Annotated in this window: 12 protein-coding genes, 1 tRNA gene, 1 other RNA gene and 1 pseudogene; 1 reads left to right on the top strand and 14 read right to left on the bottom strand. The window is 28.3% G+C overall.

Annotated elements, in window-relative coordinates:
- A pseudogene (locus tag RI01_RS00975) lies at window positions 1-241 on the top strand (hypothetical protein); the annotation flags it as partial.
- Between the two features lie 44 nt (window positions 242-285).
- Here RI01_RS00975 and RI01_RS00970 read toward each other — a convergent pair.
- From RI01_RS00970 to RI01_RS00910, 14 genes are all read right to left on the bottom strand, one after another.
- Window positions 286-1164, bottom strand: a complete 879-nt coding sequence (locus RI01_RS00970; RefSeq protein ID WP_017192800.1) for a 5'-3' exonuclease — start codon at window positions 1162-1164, stop codon at window positions 286-288.
- A gap of 59 nt (window positions 1165-1223) precedes the next feature.
- Window positions 1224-2600, bottom strand: a complete 1377-nt coding sequence (locus tag RI01_RS00965) for a signal recognition particle protein (protein WP_017192799.1) — start codon at window positions 2598-2600, stop codon at window positions 1224-1226.
- 147 nt (window positions 2601-2747) lie between these two features.
- Window positions 2748-3779, bottom strand: coding sequence for a signal recognition particle-docking protein FtsY (gene ftsY / locus RI01_RS00960; RefSeq protein ID WP_017192798.1), 1032 nt, complete (start codon window positions 3777-3779; stop codon window positions 2748-2750).
- Window positions 3780-3998: 219 nt separating this feature from the next.
- Window positions 3999-5945, bottom strand: a complete 1947-nt coding sequence (gene topA, locus RI01_RS00955) for a type I DNA topoisomerase (RefSeq protein WP_017192797.1) — start codon at window positions 5943-5945, stop codon at window positions 3999-4001.
- A 25-nt stretch (window positions 5946-5970) separates the two neighbouring features.
- Window positions 5971-6822, bottom strand: coding sequence for a ribosome biogenesis GTPase YlqF (ylqF, locus tag RI01_RS00950; protein ID WP_017192796.1), 852 nt, complete (start codon window positions 6820-6822; stop codon window positions 5971-5973).
- 52 nt (window positions 6823-6874) lie between these two features.
- Window positions 6875-7624 (bottom strand): hypothetical protein, encoded by a 750-nt coding sequence (locus RI01_RS00945; protein ID WP_017192795.1) that lies wholly within the window; start codon window positions 7622-7624, stop codon window positions 6875-6877.
- A 101-nt stretch (window positions 7625-7725) separates the two neighbouring features.
- On the bottom strand, window positions 7726-8982 hold the full coding sequence (gene tilS, locus RI01_RS00940) for a tRNA lysidine(34) synthetase TilS (RefSeq protein WP_026052434.1): 1257 nt from the start codon (window positions 8980-8982) through the stop codon (window positions 7726-7728).
- Between the two features lie 295 nt (window positions 8983-9277).
- Entirely contained in the window at window positions 9278-9721 is a 444-nt protein-coding gene (locus RI01_RS00935; protein WP_235728173.1) for a hypothetical protein, read from the bottom strand.
- A gap of 10 nt (window positions 9722-9731) precedes the next feature.
- Window positions 9732-12446 (bottom strand): PHP domain-containing protein, encoded by a 2715-nt coding sequence (locus RI01_RS00930; protein WP_017192792.1) that lies wholly within the window; start codon window positions 12444-12446, stop codon window positions 9732-9734.
- A 72-nt stretch (window positions 12447-12518) separates the two neighbouring features.
- Complete coding sequence (locus RI01_RS00925; RefSeq protein ID WP_017192791.1) at window positions 12519-12932, bottom strand: hypothetical protein; 414 nt, start codon at window positions 12930-12932, stop codon at window positions 12519-12521.
- 50 nt (window positions 12933-12982) lie between these two features.
- A complete protein-coding gene (lysS, locus tag RI01_RS00920; RefSeq protein WP_017192790.1) occupies window positions 12983-14485 on the bottom strand; it encodes a lysine--tRNA ligase in 1503 nt (500 codons plus the stop codon).
- A gap of 410 nt (window positions 14486-14895) precedes the next feature.
- An RNA gene (rnpB, locus tag RI01_RS03360) (RNase P RNA component class B) lies at window positions 14896-15299 on the bottom strand.
- Between the two features lie 71 nt (window positions 15300-15370).
- Complete coding sequence (locus RI01_RS00915) at window positions 15371-17533, bottom strand: polyribonucleotide nucleotidyltransferase (protein ID WP_017192789.1); 2163 nt, start codon at window positions 17531-17533, stop codon at window positions 15371-15373.
- 137 nt (window positions 17534-17670) lie between these two features.
- Window positions 17671-17746, bottom strand: a tRNA-Asn gene (locus RI01_RS00910).
- Window positions 17747-17784: the final 38 nt, after the last annotated feature.

Genomic DNA, 17784 nt, shown 5'->3' with positions numbered 1-17784 from the left:
CCCCACCACTAAAGCAGTTGTAAAAACTAAACCTGATAGCAATAATTACAATCCCGGATCTTCAGTTGATTTAACTTATAAAACTGTTGCTAATTCTCCACAAGAAAAGGTTTCTGATTCTAATTGGTTAACCGAAATATGGTTCTGGATTTTAACTATGGTAGTTGCTATTTCCGGAGCTTCCTCTTACGGCGTAATAGTCAAAATTAAAAAGAAAAAAAATTCACATCACCATAAATAAAAAAAAGACCTTTTAAAAGGTCTTTTTTTTATGTCTTTAAATCTTTAAACTTCTTTTTTCATTTTTTGTAACATAATTCTTTTTAATTCATGTTTTTGTAAAAAAGCAATTAATAAATCGTTTTTAGAAGTAGTTAATTCTGTTTCTTTTAAATCAAAATTTAAAGGCACTAAAGTGTTAACTGTAATTAAAAAACGATTCAAAAAAACTTTTTCTTGAAATTTTTTTAAATTATCTTTTAGTTTAAGCGCTAGTTGTTCTAAATTAAGATAAATATTTTCTAAATTACCAAATTGGTTTAATAATTTAATAGCCGTTTTAGGACCTACAGAAGACACTCCTTTAATGTTATCTGAAGAATCTCCCACTAAACTTTTAAAATCCACTATTTGAGCAGGTTTTAACTGATATTCTTCCCATAATTTTGGGATATCATAAGAAACTACTTTTTTCAAACCTTGTTTAATTAAAATCACAGTTATATTTTCATCAATTAATTGTAAAAAATCTTTATCACTAGAATAAATAGTGGTAGCGATGTTTTTATCGCTTGCTTGTTTAGCTAAAGTAGCTATAATATCGTCAGCTTCATAAGTTGGTTTAGCATAATGTTTAACACCTGAAAGAGTTAAATATTCTTTAATTAAATCTATTTGGTCAATTAAATCTTGGGGAGTGGTCGGACGACCTTTTTTATAATCTCCATAAATTTCATGTCTTTGTGTTTTGTCAGGAGAATCAAAAGCCACAAAAATATGATGATGAGTTTTTTCTAAAATTTTTTCAAACATATTAATAAAAACCATCAAAGCATTTACATTTTTTCCTTGAGAGTTTAAAGTAGGCGTTTGTTGACTATAAGCGGTAGCGTAATAAGCTCTAAACATTAAAGAATTTCCGTCTACCAAGATTAAATGTTGCATTTTTTCTTTAATTCTCCATCATTATCTTAGCTTCTTTAAAAAAGTAAAAAAAATTTTTTTTAATTTTGATCCATAAATTGTTTTAATAATTCTTCAGGGTTATCTAAAGCGCTTAAATTATCAGGATACATATTGCCCATTTTTTTAGAAATTTGTTTTTGTTTTTCAATAAAATCAATTAATAAATTAACATCTTTTAATTTATTGCCGGAACCTTTCGCGATACGACTACGACGACGATTATTAGATTGTATTAATTGCGGTTGTAAGCGCTCTTCTTTAGTCATACTTTGAATAATAGTTTCAAATTGGGTAATAATATCTTTATCAATATCTTTATCTAACATCGGCATATTTCTTATTTTAGAACCTATTCCAGGAATAAAATTTAAAATCTTTTTCATAGAACCGATTTTTTTTAAAAGTTTGAATTGTTTTTGTAAGTCGTGATAATTATAATCGTCTTGCAATAAACGGTTCACTAGTTTTTTATCTTGTTCGGAATTAACCTTATCTTCTACTTTTTCGATTAAAGTTAACATATCTCCCATTCCTAAAAGACGTGAAGACATTCTGTCCGGATAAAAAATTTCAAAATTATCATCATCATGTTTTTCAGAAGAAGATATAAATTTAATCGGTAAATTAGTTACATATTTGATAGATAAAACCGATCCACCTTTAATATCAGCATCCATTTTAGTCATAATAACCCCGGTTGCATCAAGAGCTTCATGAAAGCCTTTCGCCACAACAGAAGCTTGTTGACCTAACAGAGAATCAGCCACAATTAAAGTTTCACTTGGTTTTACTTTTTCTTTAATAGTTTTAATTTCATCCAACATATCTTGGTCTAAAGCGGAACGACCAGTAGTATCGATAATAACTGTTTCAAAACCATTATGAAGAGCGTATTTTAAACCATTATCAATAATATTCATAGTAGTTTCGTTTTGTTGAAAGAAAACATCAATGTTAATTTTCTCCCCAATGCCCACTAATTGTTCTACTGCTCCGGGACGATATGTATCAGCAGCAATTAATAAAACTTTTTTGTTTAATTTTTTTTCCACAAAATAAGCTAATTTACCAGCGGTAGTGGTTTTACCACTCCCTTGAAGTCCTACTAATAAAACCACATCATAAGGATTATTAAGTTGTAAAGGTATATTTTTAGAACCTAAAACAGTCGTTAAAACCTCATTGATAATTTTGACCACTTGTTGTTGCGGTTCAAGCCCTTTTAAGACTTCTTTGCCAACCGCTTTTTCTCTGATTAAATGGTTAAAATGAGCAATAACATCATAATTAACATCTGCTTCTAAAAAAGATAAACAGATGTCTTTCATCATCAATTCAAGATCTTTTTCTTGAATATGTTTTTTACCTTTAATGGTATCCATAATTTTTTGAAAACTTCTACTTAAAATACTCATCTTTTGAATTTCCTTTCGTTTTCGGAGCGTCTTTGGTTGATTTTTTATATGTTAATTGTAGTGTTTTTTTTCATACTTTTTAAATTATTTTTGAGAAATATCAAACAATTGTTAATTTTTTTGTCATAAATATTCGTCGGAAGCGACTTAATCTTTGATAAATAAGTTGTGAATAAAAGTTCTAATATCAAAAGAGAATAAATCATTAGGATTTTCACCCGTACCGAGATATTTAGTTTCTAGATTGTAAAGATGTTTAATAGCTAAAATTAAACCACCATTAGCCGCTCCATCAATTTTAGTCAAAATAATGCCACTTAAAGAAATGCTTTGGTTAAATAAATCAATTTGATTCAGACCATTTTGACCTGTCATAGAATCCATCACTAAAAAAGATTCATGCGGACCTTGAGGGATTTTTTTTTGAATCACTTTTTTGATTTTTTCTAGCTCTTTCATTAAGTTAACTTTATTTTGTAAACGGCCTGAAGTATCACATAAAACCACATCAAAATCATTTTTTTCCGCATAAACCAAAGCGTCAAAAACAACTGCTGAAGGGCTGATATTTCCTTCTTTGAAAAAGACTTCACTTTTCGTTCTTTCGCCCCAAATTTTTAATTGTTTGACTGCTCCAGTTCTAAAAGTATCGCCAGCTACTAAAAGCACTTTTTGCCCTTCAGAGGTCAATTTCATGGCTAACTTACCAATAGTAGTCGTTTTGCCTGCCCCATTAACACCCATAAAGAGATAAATTTGCGGTTTATCGGCATTAATAGTTTTAGTCTTTTTTGCGACCTTTTCTTGCTTATTTAAAACATTATTGGTTTTATCAGTCTTTTCATCAGATAAAGCTTTTTCGGCATTATCATGAGGTTCTTTTTCATATAAACCCACAATTTCCTCCATCGTTAATGAGATAAAAGCGGAAGGTTCTTGAATAATTTTATGTTCTAAACGATTTTTAATATTAGCTATTAAGTGTTTTGCTGTTGTGACCCCTACATCAGCTTTAACTAATAAAATCTCTAAATCTTCTAAAAAAGAAGGATGAAAAGAGCTCTTTTTTTGTACTTCTTGGACCCATTGGGATAAATTATTACCTAATTTTTTAACTCCTAAAATGTCTTCTTGTTTAACCGGTTTTTTATTAAATATTTTTTTTAAAAAATTCCACATATTTTGCCAACACCTTTTTTTTAATAATTTATCCCTTTAACTCATCATTTTCTTTAAAACAAATTATAAAGAAGAAGATAAGTAAGAACAAATTAATCTATTTTTTTACATGCATGATAAATAAATAATAAATATTCTTGTATAACTAATATTATATAAAAACATCAATCTGTTTTGAATAAAAACTTTTTAGAAAAAGAGTTATTCTTTTTCTATTTTTTAAGCTTCTATGTCTTTTAAAGAAACAATTTTTTTACATTTAGGAAAATTGCTGCAACCTAAAAACTCCCCATATCGACCTTTTCTTTTCGCTAAAAAAGCTCCGCAGGAATCGCATTTATGTTTAGTTAAAACCGGTGGCAAAGACGGAGTTTTTTCTTTAGAAGGAATGATGTTTTTACATTTTGGAAAAGCACTGCAACCCAAAAACTCCCCATATCGACCTCTTCTTTTGACTAATAATTCGCCACAAACACTACATTTTTCTTCTGTTAAAACTGGTTTACTAGCAAAAATTTTTTGGTCCGCTATGGCATATAATTCTTGAAAAAAGTGATAAAAATTTTTTAAAAAACTGGTTTTATCTAATTGACCCGAAGCGATTTTATCTAAATTTTCTTCCATTTGAGCCGTATAGTCGATGTTAATTAAAGAATTAAAATATTGATCTAAAAGGTTTTTAGTTAAAAAACCTTTTTCCGTACAAAAAAATCTTTTTTCTTCTACTGTCACATAAAACCTTTTTTTTAAAGTTTCAATGATGATAGAATAAGTCGAAGGACGACCAATTTTTAATTGTTCTAAAGTTTTAATCAAAGAAGCTTCATTAAAACGAGCAGGCGGAGTAGTAAATTTTTGTAGAGTCGTTATTTCTTGCGGTAAATAAGTTTTGTTAACCTCTAAATCTGGTAAAAAATCATTTTTAAAAGTATTAGTATCTAGTCCTTGATAAAAACCAGCAAATAAGACCGTTAAACCTTCGGTTTTAAACACATAATCTTTGACATGAAACAATAATTGTGTTTTATTGAAAACAGCGTTAGCCATCAAACTAGTCAAAGTTCGTTCATAAATCATTTTATATAAAGATAATTGATACTTATTTAAATATTTTGTTAAACTTTTCGGAGTTTTTTTAATATCCGTGATTCTAATAGCTTCATGTGCTTCTTGAATATTATCTTGGCTAAGTTGTTGATAAGTTCCCAAATATTCTGGACCATATTTTTCTTTAATAAAAATTTTAACTTCTTCCGTGAAAGACATAGATAAACGATAAGAATCAGTTCTCATATAAGTAATCAAACCTATCGGTTTTCCTTCTATTTCAATTCCTTCATACAGTTTTTGTGCATTAATCATTGTTTGTTTTGCGTTCATTGATAAATGTCTAAAAGCTTCTTGTTGTAAGGAAGCAGTAATAAAAGGTTTCGGTGATTTATTAACCACTTTTTTCTCCACTATTTCTTTTAAAAGAAAAGATTGATCTTTTATTTGTTCTACTATTTGAGCAGCTTCTTCACTTTTAATTTTTTTATCTTTCGGTTTAACCACTAAAGAGGCTTCAAAATTATCAAAAAGAGCTTTAATTAAATTATATTCTTCAGGAATAAATTTTTCTCTTTCTTGTTCTAATTCGGCGATTAATTTTAAAGCCACTGATTGAACCCTACCAGCTGATTGGGATTTAATTCTTTTCACTAAACGAGACAGTTTAAAGCCCATTATACGGTCTAACATTCTACGTGTTTCTTGCGAATAAATTAAGGATTGATTAATCACAGAAGGCTTGTTAAAAGCATCTAAAACCACATCTTTGGTTATTTCCGTAAAAAAGATACGGTTTTTATCAGTCGTTTTTAAATTCAAAACTTGTGCTAAATGCCAAGCAATAGCTTCTCCTTCGCGATCTGGATCAGTCGCTAACAAGACTTTTTTTCCTTTGGTTAAACGGATTAAATCTTTGACTAATTTTTCTTGTTTTGGAATAATCTTATAATCAGGTAAAAAATCTTTTTCAATATGAATCCCTAAACGGTTTTTACCTTTTAAAGATAAATCTCTAATATGACCTTTAGAAGAGAGAATTAAAATTTTATTATCAAAATAACTATTAAGAGTTTTAGCTTTAGAAGGCGATTCAACAATAATAACTTGTGTTTTCATTTGTCCTAATTCTCTTTCTATAATTTTAAAATTTTAACGTACTAATTAAATCGAGATCAAAATTAAATTTTTCTTTTTTATTATTGCCTATTTTATGCACAATCATTTCTAACAATTTATTCTCATCTAAAACATTATTTTTTAATAAAAAATTAACTTTTTGGGCGATAATAGGTAATAAGTTTTCTTCTTCTAAACCTTTATCATCTAGTTTAAACATTCTTTTTAAACAGTTTTTATAGTGTTTTTTCAAGTAAGTTAATAAATATCCCGCTAAAACCTCTTTAGGCAATAAAGTGGGTTTAATACAGCCAGAAATAGCTAATGAATAACCTATTTGTGGATCAGTAAAATTATGATACAAAACTCCAGGAGTATCTAATAATTTCATATTATTATTTAAAGTAATCCATTGCAGCCTTTTAGTAACTCCAGGAGTATTTGCTGTTTTAAACACTTTTCTCTGTGATAAAGCATTAATTAAAGTCGATTTACCCACATTAGGTACTCCCGCAATCATCAATTTTAAAATTTTTTTATGAACCGGAAATTTTTTAATTTTTAAAATAGAATGCATTAAAGGATAAATTTTATTAATATTCAAATTAGTTTTCGCATCAATATTTAAAGTAAATAATTTTTTTTGTTTAAAAAAATCCACAAAAAGATGGTTTTTATCAACATCCGTTAAAGAGGTTTTATTAAATAAAATTAAAACAGGTTTATTGTTAAGAGCTTTTAGTAGGTCAAAATTCATACTAGAAACAGGAATTCGAGCATCTAAGACAATTAAAATGAAATCCACAAATTTGATATTCATTTTAATGTCTGTTAAAGTTTTTTTCATATGTCCTGGAAACCATTTAATAACGACCATTATTTTATAACCACTCTTTATCTTTGTTTATTTCCGCGCAATAAAAAAGATTTTATTTTTTTTCTTCTTTTTCTTGACGTTTTACTTCTTCTTGCAATTCTTTAAAATAATCTTCTAAATCTTGTTCAGAGGTAAAAATAGTTTTACTATAAACTTTATACACTTCTTCTCCTACAATCACTAAAATAGCACAACCTATTTTTTCAAACATACTTTTATAAAATCTATTGAAAAAAATTTTTTTAGCCCAATGGAAAGGATTTATTAAATTCAAAGCCCCAGTAACAAAACTAATCGCTTTATTGGTTTTTTTATATTTATCAATATATTTTTGATCCACTAATTTTTGTTTTAAAGTAAAAATGCGCCTTAAAGTCATTTTTTTAAACATACGGATCATCTTATTTTCCAACAATTCATCAATCCTTTGTTGCAAGTATTTCATGAAAGTTAAAGATTCATCCAAAGTGATTTCTAAATAAGGGAAAGGCGAATCAGGATAAAATTTATGCGATGTCTCAAAAATCAATTTACGCACGCTTTGATATAAATTCATCATAAATTCATCTTTTGTTTCGTTCATATTGTTTTTGAATTCTTCTTGCATATCTTTGATTAATTGATTGATTTCCTCATCAGTTATTTCGTATTTACTTTTATAAATTTTAGATCTTTTATTAAAATTCTTAATACTAACAAAAATATACAATAACAAAGTAACCACAAAACCAGTAAAAAGACCGGTTAGAAAACTACCAAAAGTAGCTAAATAACGCCATAAATCAGGATCCCATAACTTCATAAACTCCAAACTCCATTTCCTTTATTTATTTCTTTTTCCTTTGTTAAATCTTTTGTAAAAATAAAAATAAGCTTTCATAAATGTTTTTTTATTCATATCAATTATACAGAATTTATCCCTAAATTAAAAGTTTTTGTTTTGCCTAAGGTTTGATTAATATATAAATGAGGAATCCAAAGGACGGTGTTATTCTGGTCGACCACTAAACATAAATTTTTTCTCTTTGATAAAGATATTTTTTTATTAATCAGGTATTTTTTTAATTTTTGCGTCCCAAAAGGAAATTTCACAATATCTCCATCTCTTTTTTGTTTTAAAACCAGAGGAAATTTTATCTTTCCTTCGTCATAAAAAAGAGTCTTTTTTTCTTGACAAAAAGATAATAATTTTGGCTCTACACAACCGTATAATAAAGGTTTTGCTAAGTTTTCTTGAACTAAAAGAGTCTTTTTTTGCCACAATAATTGATCGTATTGTTTCAGCAAAAACCACTTATTGTTTAAATCCCATTCTGCGTTAGGTTTATGACGGTTTTTTAAACCTTTAATGATGTTATTTATTAAAGTAAAATTTTTACTAATCTTTTTATCTTCTAAAGAAGTCAAAAGAATATCTTTTTGCACAGCAATATGCAATAATAAAAAAGCTTCTAAATCCCACACATCTGATAAAGTTTGTTGATTTAAAAAAAGTCGACTTTGAGAGCGAATGAAATCATGCGCTTCAGTTATTTGCCAATGAAACTTCTCCACATTCTTCAAAAAATGACGTTCTTCTTTTAAAAGAGGGATAATTTGGTTTCTAATTTTATTACGAGTATAAATGTTTAAACTATTAGTACGATCTTCTAAAAAAGGTATTTTTTTCTCAACAGCGTAACGAATAAGTTCTTCTTTAGGCAAATATAAGAAAGGTTTTAAAAAAAAGATATCATCTTCTCGATAAGATGGTTGAACCCCACTATAACCTAATAAGGAACTACCCCTTATCATTTTTAACAAAATAGTTTCCGCTAAATCATCTAAATGATGAGCAGTTAAACAATAACGAGTTTCATATTGAATCGCTATTTCTTTTAACCTTTTTTTTCTTAATAAGCTCGCTTGATTCTGAAAATCTTTTTTAGGTAAATCTAATTCAAAATAATGAAAAGGGATGTTTTTAGCTTGACAATAATTAAAGACCAACTCTTTATCTGAAAAGGCTTCTTCTCTCGTTAAATGATTAAAATGAACCACAATTAAAGGTATTTTTTGATGAAATAAATAATCTAATAAAACCATAGAATCAACTCCGCCACTAACAGATATAATATAGAGTTTTTGAGTGCTTAAAGGGGTTGATAATTTTAGTTTCACAATCAATAATTCTCGCTATTTCCCGAATTTAAATAATTAGTAAAAGATAATTTTCAATGATTTTGGTTTTTGTGCTTTTTATTTCTAAAAAGAAAACATTTTCCTCCCAAAAAGAAAAAATTTTCTCATCCTTCATAGAATTTACAAATCAAGAATCAACTAATAACGATCTACCAATTTTATTTTCCAACTACCTATAATATAACATAAACCAAAGTTTTATCCACGTTTATTTGCCAAGTAAAATCCTTCTAGATAAAAAAAAGACCTATTAAGCAGGTCTTTACATCCATTATTAAAATCTTAACATCCATCTGCATAGTAATTCAAAAAAATAAAAAAAGGAAGGAAATAATAAAGCTAACCAAACTCCCAAAATAGCTCCTAAAAAGGTTCCTAAAGTGACCCCAAAAGCGCCTTTTTTTAAACCGAAATAACAAACCAAAACAATCACTCCGATAAACATTGCTTTTAAATTAATAGTAGTTTCTTCTGAACCAGTAAGATCTTCCTTTTGAACCTTTTTAACTTCAGAAACTTGATAAAAATTATCAAAATTGATTTCATTCTTGCGATAAACAGCTCTATCCAATTTAGTGACAATAATTAAAGATATAATAATAAAACTCATTAAAACCATCATTAAACGAACATTTTTATTCGTTCTCCAAGATTTATTAACAAAATATTTACGAAAATTAAAGGATATTTTTTCCATTAAAGTCATATTTTTTCCCATTCCATTTCCACTATTTGATATTTGTTTTCTTTTGAGGCGTACGTTCGATAATCGCGTCTACATCAAAACCAAAAACTTTGAGAGTTGCTTTTTTCAATTCTCCTGGTGTATATTCATCATCTGTTTTCTTACTAAAACCAGGTAAATATATTTCATGAGCTAAAAGTTCAAATTTAGCTCTTTTCATTAAAGTTTTTCTATTTAAACCAAACACATCCAAAGCGCCTGAAAAAATTAAATTTTTTAATAATTCATCATTTAAAACTTTTTTCAACCGTACTTTAAAATCAAAAAAATCCTTAAAACTTTGTTTCTTTCTTTCTTGAATGATAAAAAGACTAATTTCCTCACTAATGCCATAAATAATAGTCAACGGCATTACAACTTGTTGATTAATGTTTTGATAATGACTTTCACTTGCTAAAATATTAGGTTTAATAAAAAAAATTTTATCTTGACTTTCTTTGAGCAATTTAACAGTTTCCGGCGCGTTTTTAATATATTCATTTAACATCACTATATAAAAAGACGTCAAATGATAAGTTTTCAAATAAGACATCCGATAACTAATTAAAGAATAAGCCGCACTATGACTTTTATTAAAGCTATAATTAGAAAATTTAACGATATAATCATAAACTTGTGCGGATAAAGCAGGCGAATGTTTTTTATTTTGCACGCTATTTTTGATAAAATCCTTTTTCAAAGTATCATTGTGCAAAGAAACATTTTTATTTTGAATCATTTTTCTCATCAAAATTTCGGCTTGTCCTAAATCATATCCCGCAAACCTCACTGATATTTCCATCACTTGTTCTTGGAATAAAATCACTCCATAAGTATTTTGCAAAACACGGTCCACATCAGGATGAATAAAACGAGTTTGGTTGTTTTTACGGTTAGCGCAATATAAATCAAGAAAAGATAAGGGGCCAGGACGGTTAAAAGATAAAACAACGACTAATTCTTCAAAATTTTGAGGTTTAATTTTTTTTAAAACCATTTTAGCCGAAAAAGATTCCAATTGAAAAATATAATCCGTATTACCAGTTTGTAAAGTATGATATACTTCTTTTTTATCCAAAGGAATATCATGCCATAATAACTTTTCTTTTTGGTTAATTTGTTTTAAAATTTTTTCTACTAAAGATAAACTTTTTAAACTTAATAAATCAATTTTCAATAACCCAATTTTAGATAATTGTTTACTTTCTAACTGCATTTGATACTTAATAGGTGAATTAGTTTGATGATTCTTCTGAAGCGGGTAAAAATCAAATAATTTATCTTTGCTTAATATGATGCCTGCTGGATGAATTCCTGTTAGTTTAGGAATCCCTTCCATTTTCAACAACACTTTTTCTTTATTTTTATCCAAATATTTCTTAAAAAAGGGATTAATTTCTTTTAAACGTATTAAATCTCTTGTTAAAGATTTGACTGTAAAAGTGTTAAAAGTGATGATATTGGCGATATGTTCGGAACCGTACTTATCAGCGATATATTGAGTTATTAAATGAATTTTATCATCCGGAAAATCTAGATCAATATCCGGCAAGGTTTTTCTTTTATAATTTAAAAATCTCTCAAAAAGAAGGTTGTATTTTAAAGGATCCACTTCCGTAATTCCTAAACAAAAGCACACTAAAGAACCAGAAGAAGAGCCTCTTCCGGGTCCGACCAAAATATCTTTTTTCCGAGCATATTCCAAAAAATCAGCCACAATTAAAAAATAATCTTCATAACATAAATCGGCAATAATTTTTAATTCTTTTTCTAATTGTTTTTGGTATTGAGTTACAGAATGTAATTTAACATCTATTTGTTGATTTTTAAGTTTAGCATTTAAAGCCATAAAAGTTTTTTCTCGTAAATATTGAAAAGAAGTTTGATCCTTATTATTGTTAAAAAGAGGCAAATGCAATTCTTGAGAAAAAAGCTTGTCATAACGAATGGGTTTAATTAAAGTATCCAAACCGACGCAAAAACTTTTATATTTATTAAAATAAGGACCATATTGATCACTAAATTCTTTTTTATCTAAAAAATGAAAAGAAAAAGAGGCTAAATCAGAAATATTATTTTTTGTATCTGAATCCGGATGAGATAATTTTAACAATAATTCATAAGTTTCTCGGTCTTCTTGTTCTAAATAATTAGTTTTATGAACCGGAAACACTGTTAATTCTAATTTCTCCACCAAAGAGAAAAAGTGTTCATCCATCGCAGCTAAACGAATATTTTGCAAAGAAAAACCCACATAAAAAAACTTTAAATGAGTTTTAAAAGCGGCTAAAATAGGTTGCATTTTATTAGGAGCGGATAAATCCGCCAGCAAAAAATCAATATTAGATAAAATAAAAAAAAGACCTTCTTGTAAATGGCTTATTTCTTCTAAAGTAATAGTTTTATCATGAGTACGAATGAGATTAGAAATTTGAATCAAATGACGTAAACCTATATAGTTAGAAGCATACACTAAAAGACCTATTTTTTGACCTTTAAAAAGACGTTCCAAAGAAACAAAGATTCTAAGACCTACAACAGGTTTAATGCGGTTTTTTTCACAAACAGAGATAAATTCTACCATACCATATAAATTTTCATCATCACTAATAGCCACAAAATCATAATTATTTTGAACAGCTTTTTGGACTAATTTTTCAATTGAATTCACGCTTTTAGCGATGCTGTAAAAACTTTGTAGATAAAAAAGACCTCTCATAATTTAAAACCTCATTTTTCAAATCTTTAATATTATTTCTTTCGCCAACCATCCCACCAAAAGGTTTTAAAATTAATTCAAATTTTTTTTCAATTTTCTCTTGTGTTCTTCAGTTTCAAAAAGATTTTTATTTTTTTTCTCAGCTTCTAATAAAAATAAAGCATGCTTCTCTTTTTCTAAAGTCATCAATTTTTCCGCAGCAAAATAAAAAGATTCTAAAAATAAAAGAATAATATTAATCTTTTTTTCTTGTAAGAAAAATTCTAAATCTCCTGTTTGAAGGCATAATTCTAACTGTTCCTGGAATAGATCGATATTTTGATCTATTTCATGAAGAGTGAACATTTTTGTTACTTTATCGGATAATTTAATAACATAAAACGAGAAAATCTTGTCCAAATTTTGGTTTTTCGATTGATCGCTACTAATGGTTAAATAATACACAAATAAATCTTTAATGTTGTGATATATTTTTTTTTGATTCATTTAACAATTTCCTTTTTTCCATAAAATGGTTGGATTGAATGAATAAACAATTATAGTATTTGATTGTTATGTTTAAAGTGAGGGAATAAAATAACGTCTCTAATATTAGGCGTATCAGTCAGTAGCATGACTAAACGGTCAATGCCCATCCCCATCCCACCAGTTGGTGGTAAGCCGTATTCTAAAGCTTCAATGAAATCGACATCCATTTCCCCAGCTTCATCATCGCCCAAATCTTTTTGCATTAACTGTTGTTCAAAACGTTTTTTTTGCTCTATTGGGTCATTTAACTCACTAAAAGCGTTTACTATTTCTTTACCTGCGATAAACAATTCAAAACGATCCGTAAACCTTGGGTCTTGCTTATTATTTTGCGCCAAAGGACTTACTTCAAAAGGATAATGGTAAATGAAAGTTGGTTGAATTAAAGTCGGTTCCACAAATTCCTCAAAAAAAGCGGCGATAATATGACCTTTTTGAAAGAAAGGTTCTAAAGGTACTTTATGCTGATGAGCTATTTTTTGCGCTTCTTCCAAAGTCATTTCTTGGTAAAAATCAACGCCTGTTTTTTCTTTAATAATATCAATCATATTATATTTATGGAAGGTTCCAAAATCAATTTCGTCCCCTTGATACACAAATTTTAATTGACCTAAAACAGTTTGTGCTACGTCTTTTAAAAAAGATTCGGTTAAATCCATCATACCTTGCATATTAGAAAAAGCTAAATAAGCTTCTATAGTAGTAAATTCAGGATTATGAGTAGCATCTACTCCTTCATTACGGAAAATACGACCTATTTCATAAACTGCTTTCATACCGCCCACAATTAATTTTTTTAAAGGTATTTCGGTAGCTATTCTTAAATAAAAATCAGAACTTAAAGCGTTATGATGAGTGATAAAAGGTTTAGCGGAAGCTCCTCCGATAAAAGAATGTAAAATTGGGGTTTCTACTTCTAAAAAATCTCGATCATCAAAAAATTTTCTCACCGCTTTAATTACTTTGGAACGAGTTACAAAAGTGTCCATCGATTGGGTATTAGTGATTAAATCAATATATCTTTTTTTTCTAATTAATTCTTTATCTTTTAAACCTTTGTGTTTATCCGGTAAAGCTTTTAAGCTTTTACTTAAATGGATTAAATTAGTAGCTTTAATTGTTAATTCATCTGTTTTAGTTTTAAACAAATAACCTTCAATTCCGACAATATCGCCTAAATCAGCGTTTTTATAAATATTGAAAGATAATGGTGACACTAGCTTCATATTCACATAAACTTGCATAGAACTATCAAAATCTTTTAATTGAAAAAAACCCGCTTTACCTTGAAGTCTTTTTAAAACTATTCGACCCGCCACAGCGACATTAATCAAGTTATTCTCTAATTCAGTTCTGTCTAAAAGTTTATATTTTTTCAATAAGTCAGAAACGTTATTTTGAACAACAAAATGGTTTTTAAAAGGTTCAACGTCATTTTTTTTTAATTCTTCTATTTTATTTTTTCTAATTACTGTTTGTTCTAATTCTAATGATTTTTCTTCATTATTCATAAATAATCATTAAACCCCTTTTTTTTTATTTAATTTTTATTTTTGAATATAATTCAGCAGAAAGCAAAAACATTCCCACTTGAAGCAGTTTTATTGGATGTTAATATTAACATATTTTAATTAAAAGAAAGGCGATTAAGAGAAATTACTTTTCATCCGTCAAAAAAAGATGTTAAACTTACCTATTATTTTAACATATTAAAAGAAAAAGATGTCAAAATTAAAAAACAATACTGCAATATTGTTGCAAAAGTAATTTAAAATTAATCAAGCTTGCTTTTTATGAACAATTATCCTTCTTCTTTCGTCTTCAAAAAGGCTAGACCAATTATATTGTATAATAAACATTTTCATTTGTTTAAAGAAAAAAGAATCTTTTTATTCAAAAGATTCTATGTTAAAAAAATAATGTGCATAAGCCATGTTCTGTTCTTATTTTCGCAAACAAGTGTGATCATTTATCTCTACCTTCATTATCGAAAATAGCACAAAAACCAACTATAATTAAAAAACAGGAAACATCAATTTTCATGTGCCCCTACCATTTTTTTGGGTTGTTAGCTTGAGGAGTTTACCGCGTTTCATTTAATTATTTCTAATTAACTCGTTTCTGTGGCACTTTAAGTTTATTTTCATGAACTTATGAATAAGTTTTTAGAATTTAAACAGTCGTTACTTAAATTAATTTAAGCACCTTAAGTTTTTGTTTTCCTTAAGCACAAACACTACATGTCTTTCCTAAACATGTGCTAATATGGACTTTCCTAAGCCTAACATTATTAAAAATAATATTAAACCTCGATCACCTTCCATTATTTTTTTAACATTAATATTTTAACAAATTTTAACGCAATATTCTTGTCTTTTTACAATAATATTCCAAGATTAATATTTTGTCTGCAACGAAAGGTCGATTTTACCTTTTTCATTGATATTGATACATTTTACAGTTACCATTTGTCCAATATTAACCACATCTTCCACTTTATCAACCCTTTTGTCTGATAATTTGCTGATGTGAAGGAAACCTTCTACTCCAGGTAAAAGTTGAATTATAGCGCCAAAAGAATGACCAGTTTTTTTATCCATTAAAATCTTAGCCACGGCTCCTTCGAAAATTTGACCGACTTCGATGTCCTTTACCAAGTTTAAAATATAATGAGACGTTCTTTTAACTACTTCTAAATCTTGATGCATAATAAATACTCGTCCATCTTGTTCTATATCAATTTTAACATTATCGTTATTTTCAATAATTTGAGAAATGATCTTCCCGCCTGTTCCGATAACATCACGAATTTTACTAGTGTGAATATTAATCACTTTTATTTTTAACGCATAAGGAGATAATTCTTTGCGTGATTTAGCAATAGTATCGTTCATTTTATTTAAAATATGCAGACGACCTAAACGCGCTTTTTCCAAAGCAGTTTTTAAAATATCTAAACCGATAGATTCGATTTTAATATCCATTTGTAAAGCCGTAATACCTTTTGCAGTTCCAGCGACTTTAAAATCCATATCACCTTTTTGGTCCTCTAAACCTTGAATATCGCTCAAAATAACGTATTCATCTTGGCTATCGTAAAACAATCCCATCGCGATACCTGCTACAGCGCTTTTTAAAGGCACACCAGCATCCATTAAAGCCATAGAAGAGGAACAAATAGTCGCTTGAGAAGAAGATCCGTTAGATTCTAAAATTTCAGATACTACGCGGATACTGTAAGGAAATTCTTCTTCTGAAGGTAAGACGTGTGATAATGCTTTTTCCGCCAACATCCCATGACCTATTTCTCGACGAGAAGGAGACATATATCTTCCTACCGAACCAACAGAAAAAGCGGGAAAATTGTAATGCAACATAAAACGTTTTTTAGCATCTTCTGTTAAATCGTCAATCGTTTTACCTTCACTTAAAGAACCTAACGTTACTACTGCTAAACTTTGGGTCTCGCCGCGAGTAAAAACAGCTGATCCATGTGTTCTTGGCAATAAACCTACTTGATTTTCAATAATTCTGATTTCATCAATTTCTCTTCCATCAGTTCTTTTTTTCTCATGAATAATCATTTTACGAATTTCTTGCGTTAACAAAGTGTCAAAAATGTTTTCTATTTCGATTAAATATTTTTTTTGTTGTTCTAAATCAAGAACTGTGATTTCCTCAACAGTTTTGAAAAAATTCTTTTGTTTATATTCTGCCATAATTTCATCTTTTAACAATTGAAGATTTTGAGATAAGACGTTTTTTTGTTTTTTTTGTTTATTATTTTCTTGTAATATTGCGATTATGGCTGAACGATATTTTTCATCTATTTCTTGGAATAAAGCTGCATTTGTTTCTGGAATATCTAAAGCAATCTTTTCTTTACCAATTTGTTGGCGAATTTCTTCTTGAAAAGCACACATTTTTTTAATCACTTCGTGGCCAAACAACATCACTTCTAATAATTCTTCTTCAGGAGTTTCTTTTGCTACTGCTTCAATCATATTCAAACTATCTTTAGTGCCTGAAAGAGTTAATAAAAAATCAGACATTTCTTTTTGTTTTAAGTTAGGGTTAATAACCATTTCGCCTTTGATCTTCCCGATAGAAACAGCCGAAACCGCTTCCACGAAAGGAATATCAGAAACTAATAAAGCCAAAGAACTTCCAAAAAGAGCGAAATTTTCGTTATTACAATTATGATCATTACTTAAAACAGTATTAATAATTTGAATTTCTTTTTTTAAATTTTTATCAAATAAAGGTCTTAAAGCTCTGTCGATTAAACGTGAGTTTAAGACTTCAAAATCAGTCGATCTACCTTCTCTTTTGGTAAAGCTGCCTGGTATTTTACCAGCTGAATACAGTTTTTCTTGATAAATCACCATCAACGGAAAATAATTTAAAGTTGTGTCTTGCGTACTAGAAACAGCAACACTCAACATAACAGTGTCTTTATAACGTACCATAACAGATCCGTTCGCTTGTTTAGCAAATTTATTTATTTCCACAGTTAATGAGTTATTTTCAAAAGTAGTTTCAAACACTTGTTGAGTCATTAAAAAAATCTCCTTTTTTCATTTATATAACTTTTTTATCATTTTTTAACCAAAACCACTTTTGAAAATAAAAATTAACTTAATATTGATTCGTACATAATAAAAAAAGACCTTTTTGCATTGATCTTAATATAGTTTGGCGCCTACGCTAGGACTCGAACCTAGGACCTCCTGATTAACAGTCAGATGCTCTACCAACTGAGCTACATAGGCATTATTATTTTTTATTAACCTTAATCACCTACTGATTA

This window comes from Italian clover phyllody phytoplasma str. MA1 (genome assembly GCF_000300695.1).
Classification (GTDB): Bacteria; Bacillota_I; Bacilli_A; order Acholeplasmatales; family Acholeplasmataceae; genus Phytoplasma.
This window is presented reverse-complemented; position numbering and strand designations above follow the sequence as displayed.

Bases quoted from the DNA above. Each gene is read 5' to 3' on its own strand.
- RI01_RS00970 (WP_017192800.1), bottom strand. From the start codon at position 1,164: ATGCAACATTTAATCTTGGTAGACGGAAATTCTTTAATGTTTAGAGCT.
- RI01_RS00965 (WP_017192799.1), bottom strand. From the start codon at position 2,600: ATGAGTATTTTAAGTAGAAGTTTTCAAAAAATTATGGATACCATTAAA.
- ftsY (WP_017192798.1), bottom strand. From the start codon at position 3,779: ATGTGGAATTTTTTAAAAAAAATATTTAATAAAAAACCGGTTAAACAA.
- topA (WP_017192797.1), bottom strand. From the start codon at position 5,945: ATGAAAACACAAGTTATTATTGTTGAATCGCCTTCTAAAGCTAAAACT.
- ylqF (WP_017192796.1), bottom strand. From the start codon at position 6,822: ATGGTCGTTATTAAATGGTTTCCAGGACATATGAAAAAAACTTTAACA.
- RI01_RS00945 (WP_017192795.1), bottom strand. From the start codon at position 7,624: ATGAAGTTATGGGATCCTGATTTATGGCGTTATTTAGCTACTTTTGGT.
- RI01_RS00935 (WP_235728173.1), bottom strand. From the start codon at position 9,721: ATGGGAAAAAATATGACTTTAATGGAAAAAATATCCTTTAATTTTCGT.
- RI01_RS00930 (WP_017192792.1), bottom strand. From the start codon at position 12,446: ATGAGAGGTCTTTTTTATCTACAAAGTTTTTACAGCATCGCTAAAAGC.
- RI01_RS00925 (WP_017192791.1), bottom strand. From the start codon at position 12,932: ATGAATCAAAAAAAAATATATCACAACATTAAAGATTTATTTGTGTAT.
- lysS (WP_017192790.1), bottom strand. From the start codon at position 14,485: ATGAATAATGAAGAAAAATCATTAGAATTAGAACAAACAGTAATTAGA.
- RI01_RS00915 (WP_017192789.1), bottom strand. From the start codon at position 17,533: ATGACTCAACAAGTGTTTGAAACTACTTTTGAAAATAACTCATTAACT.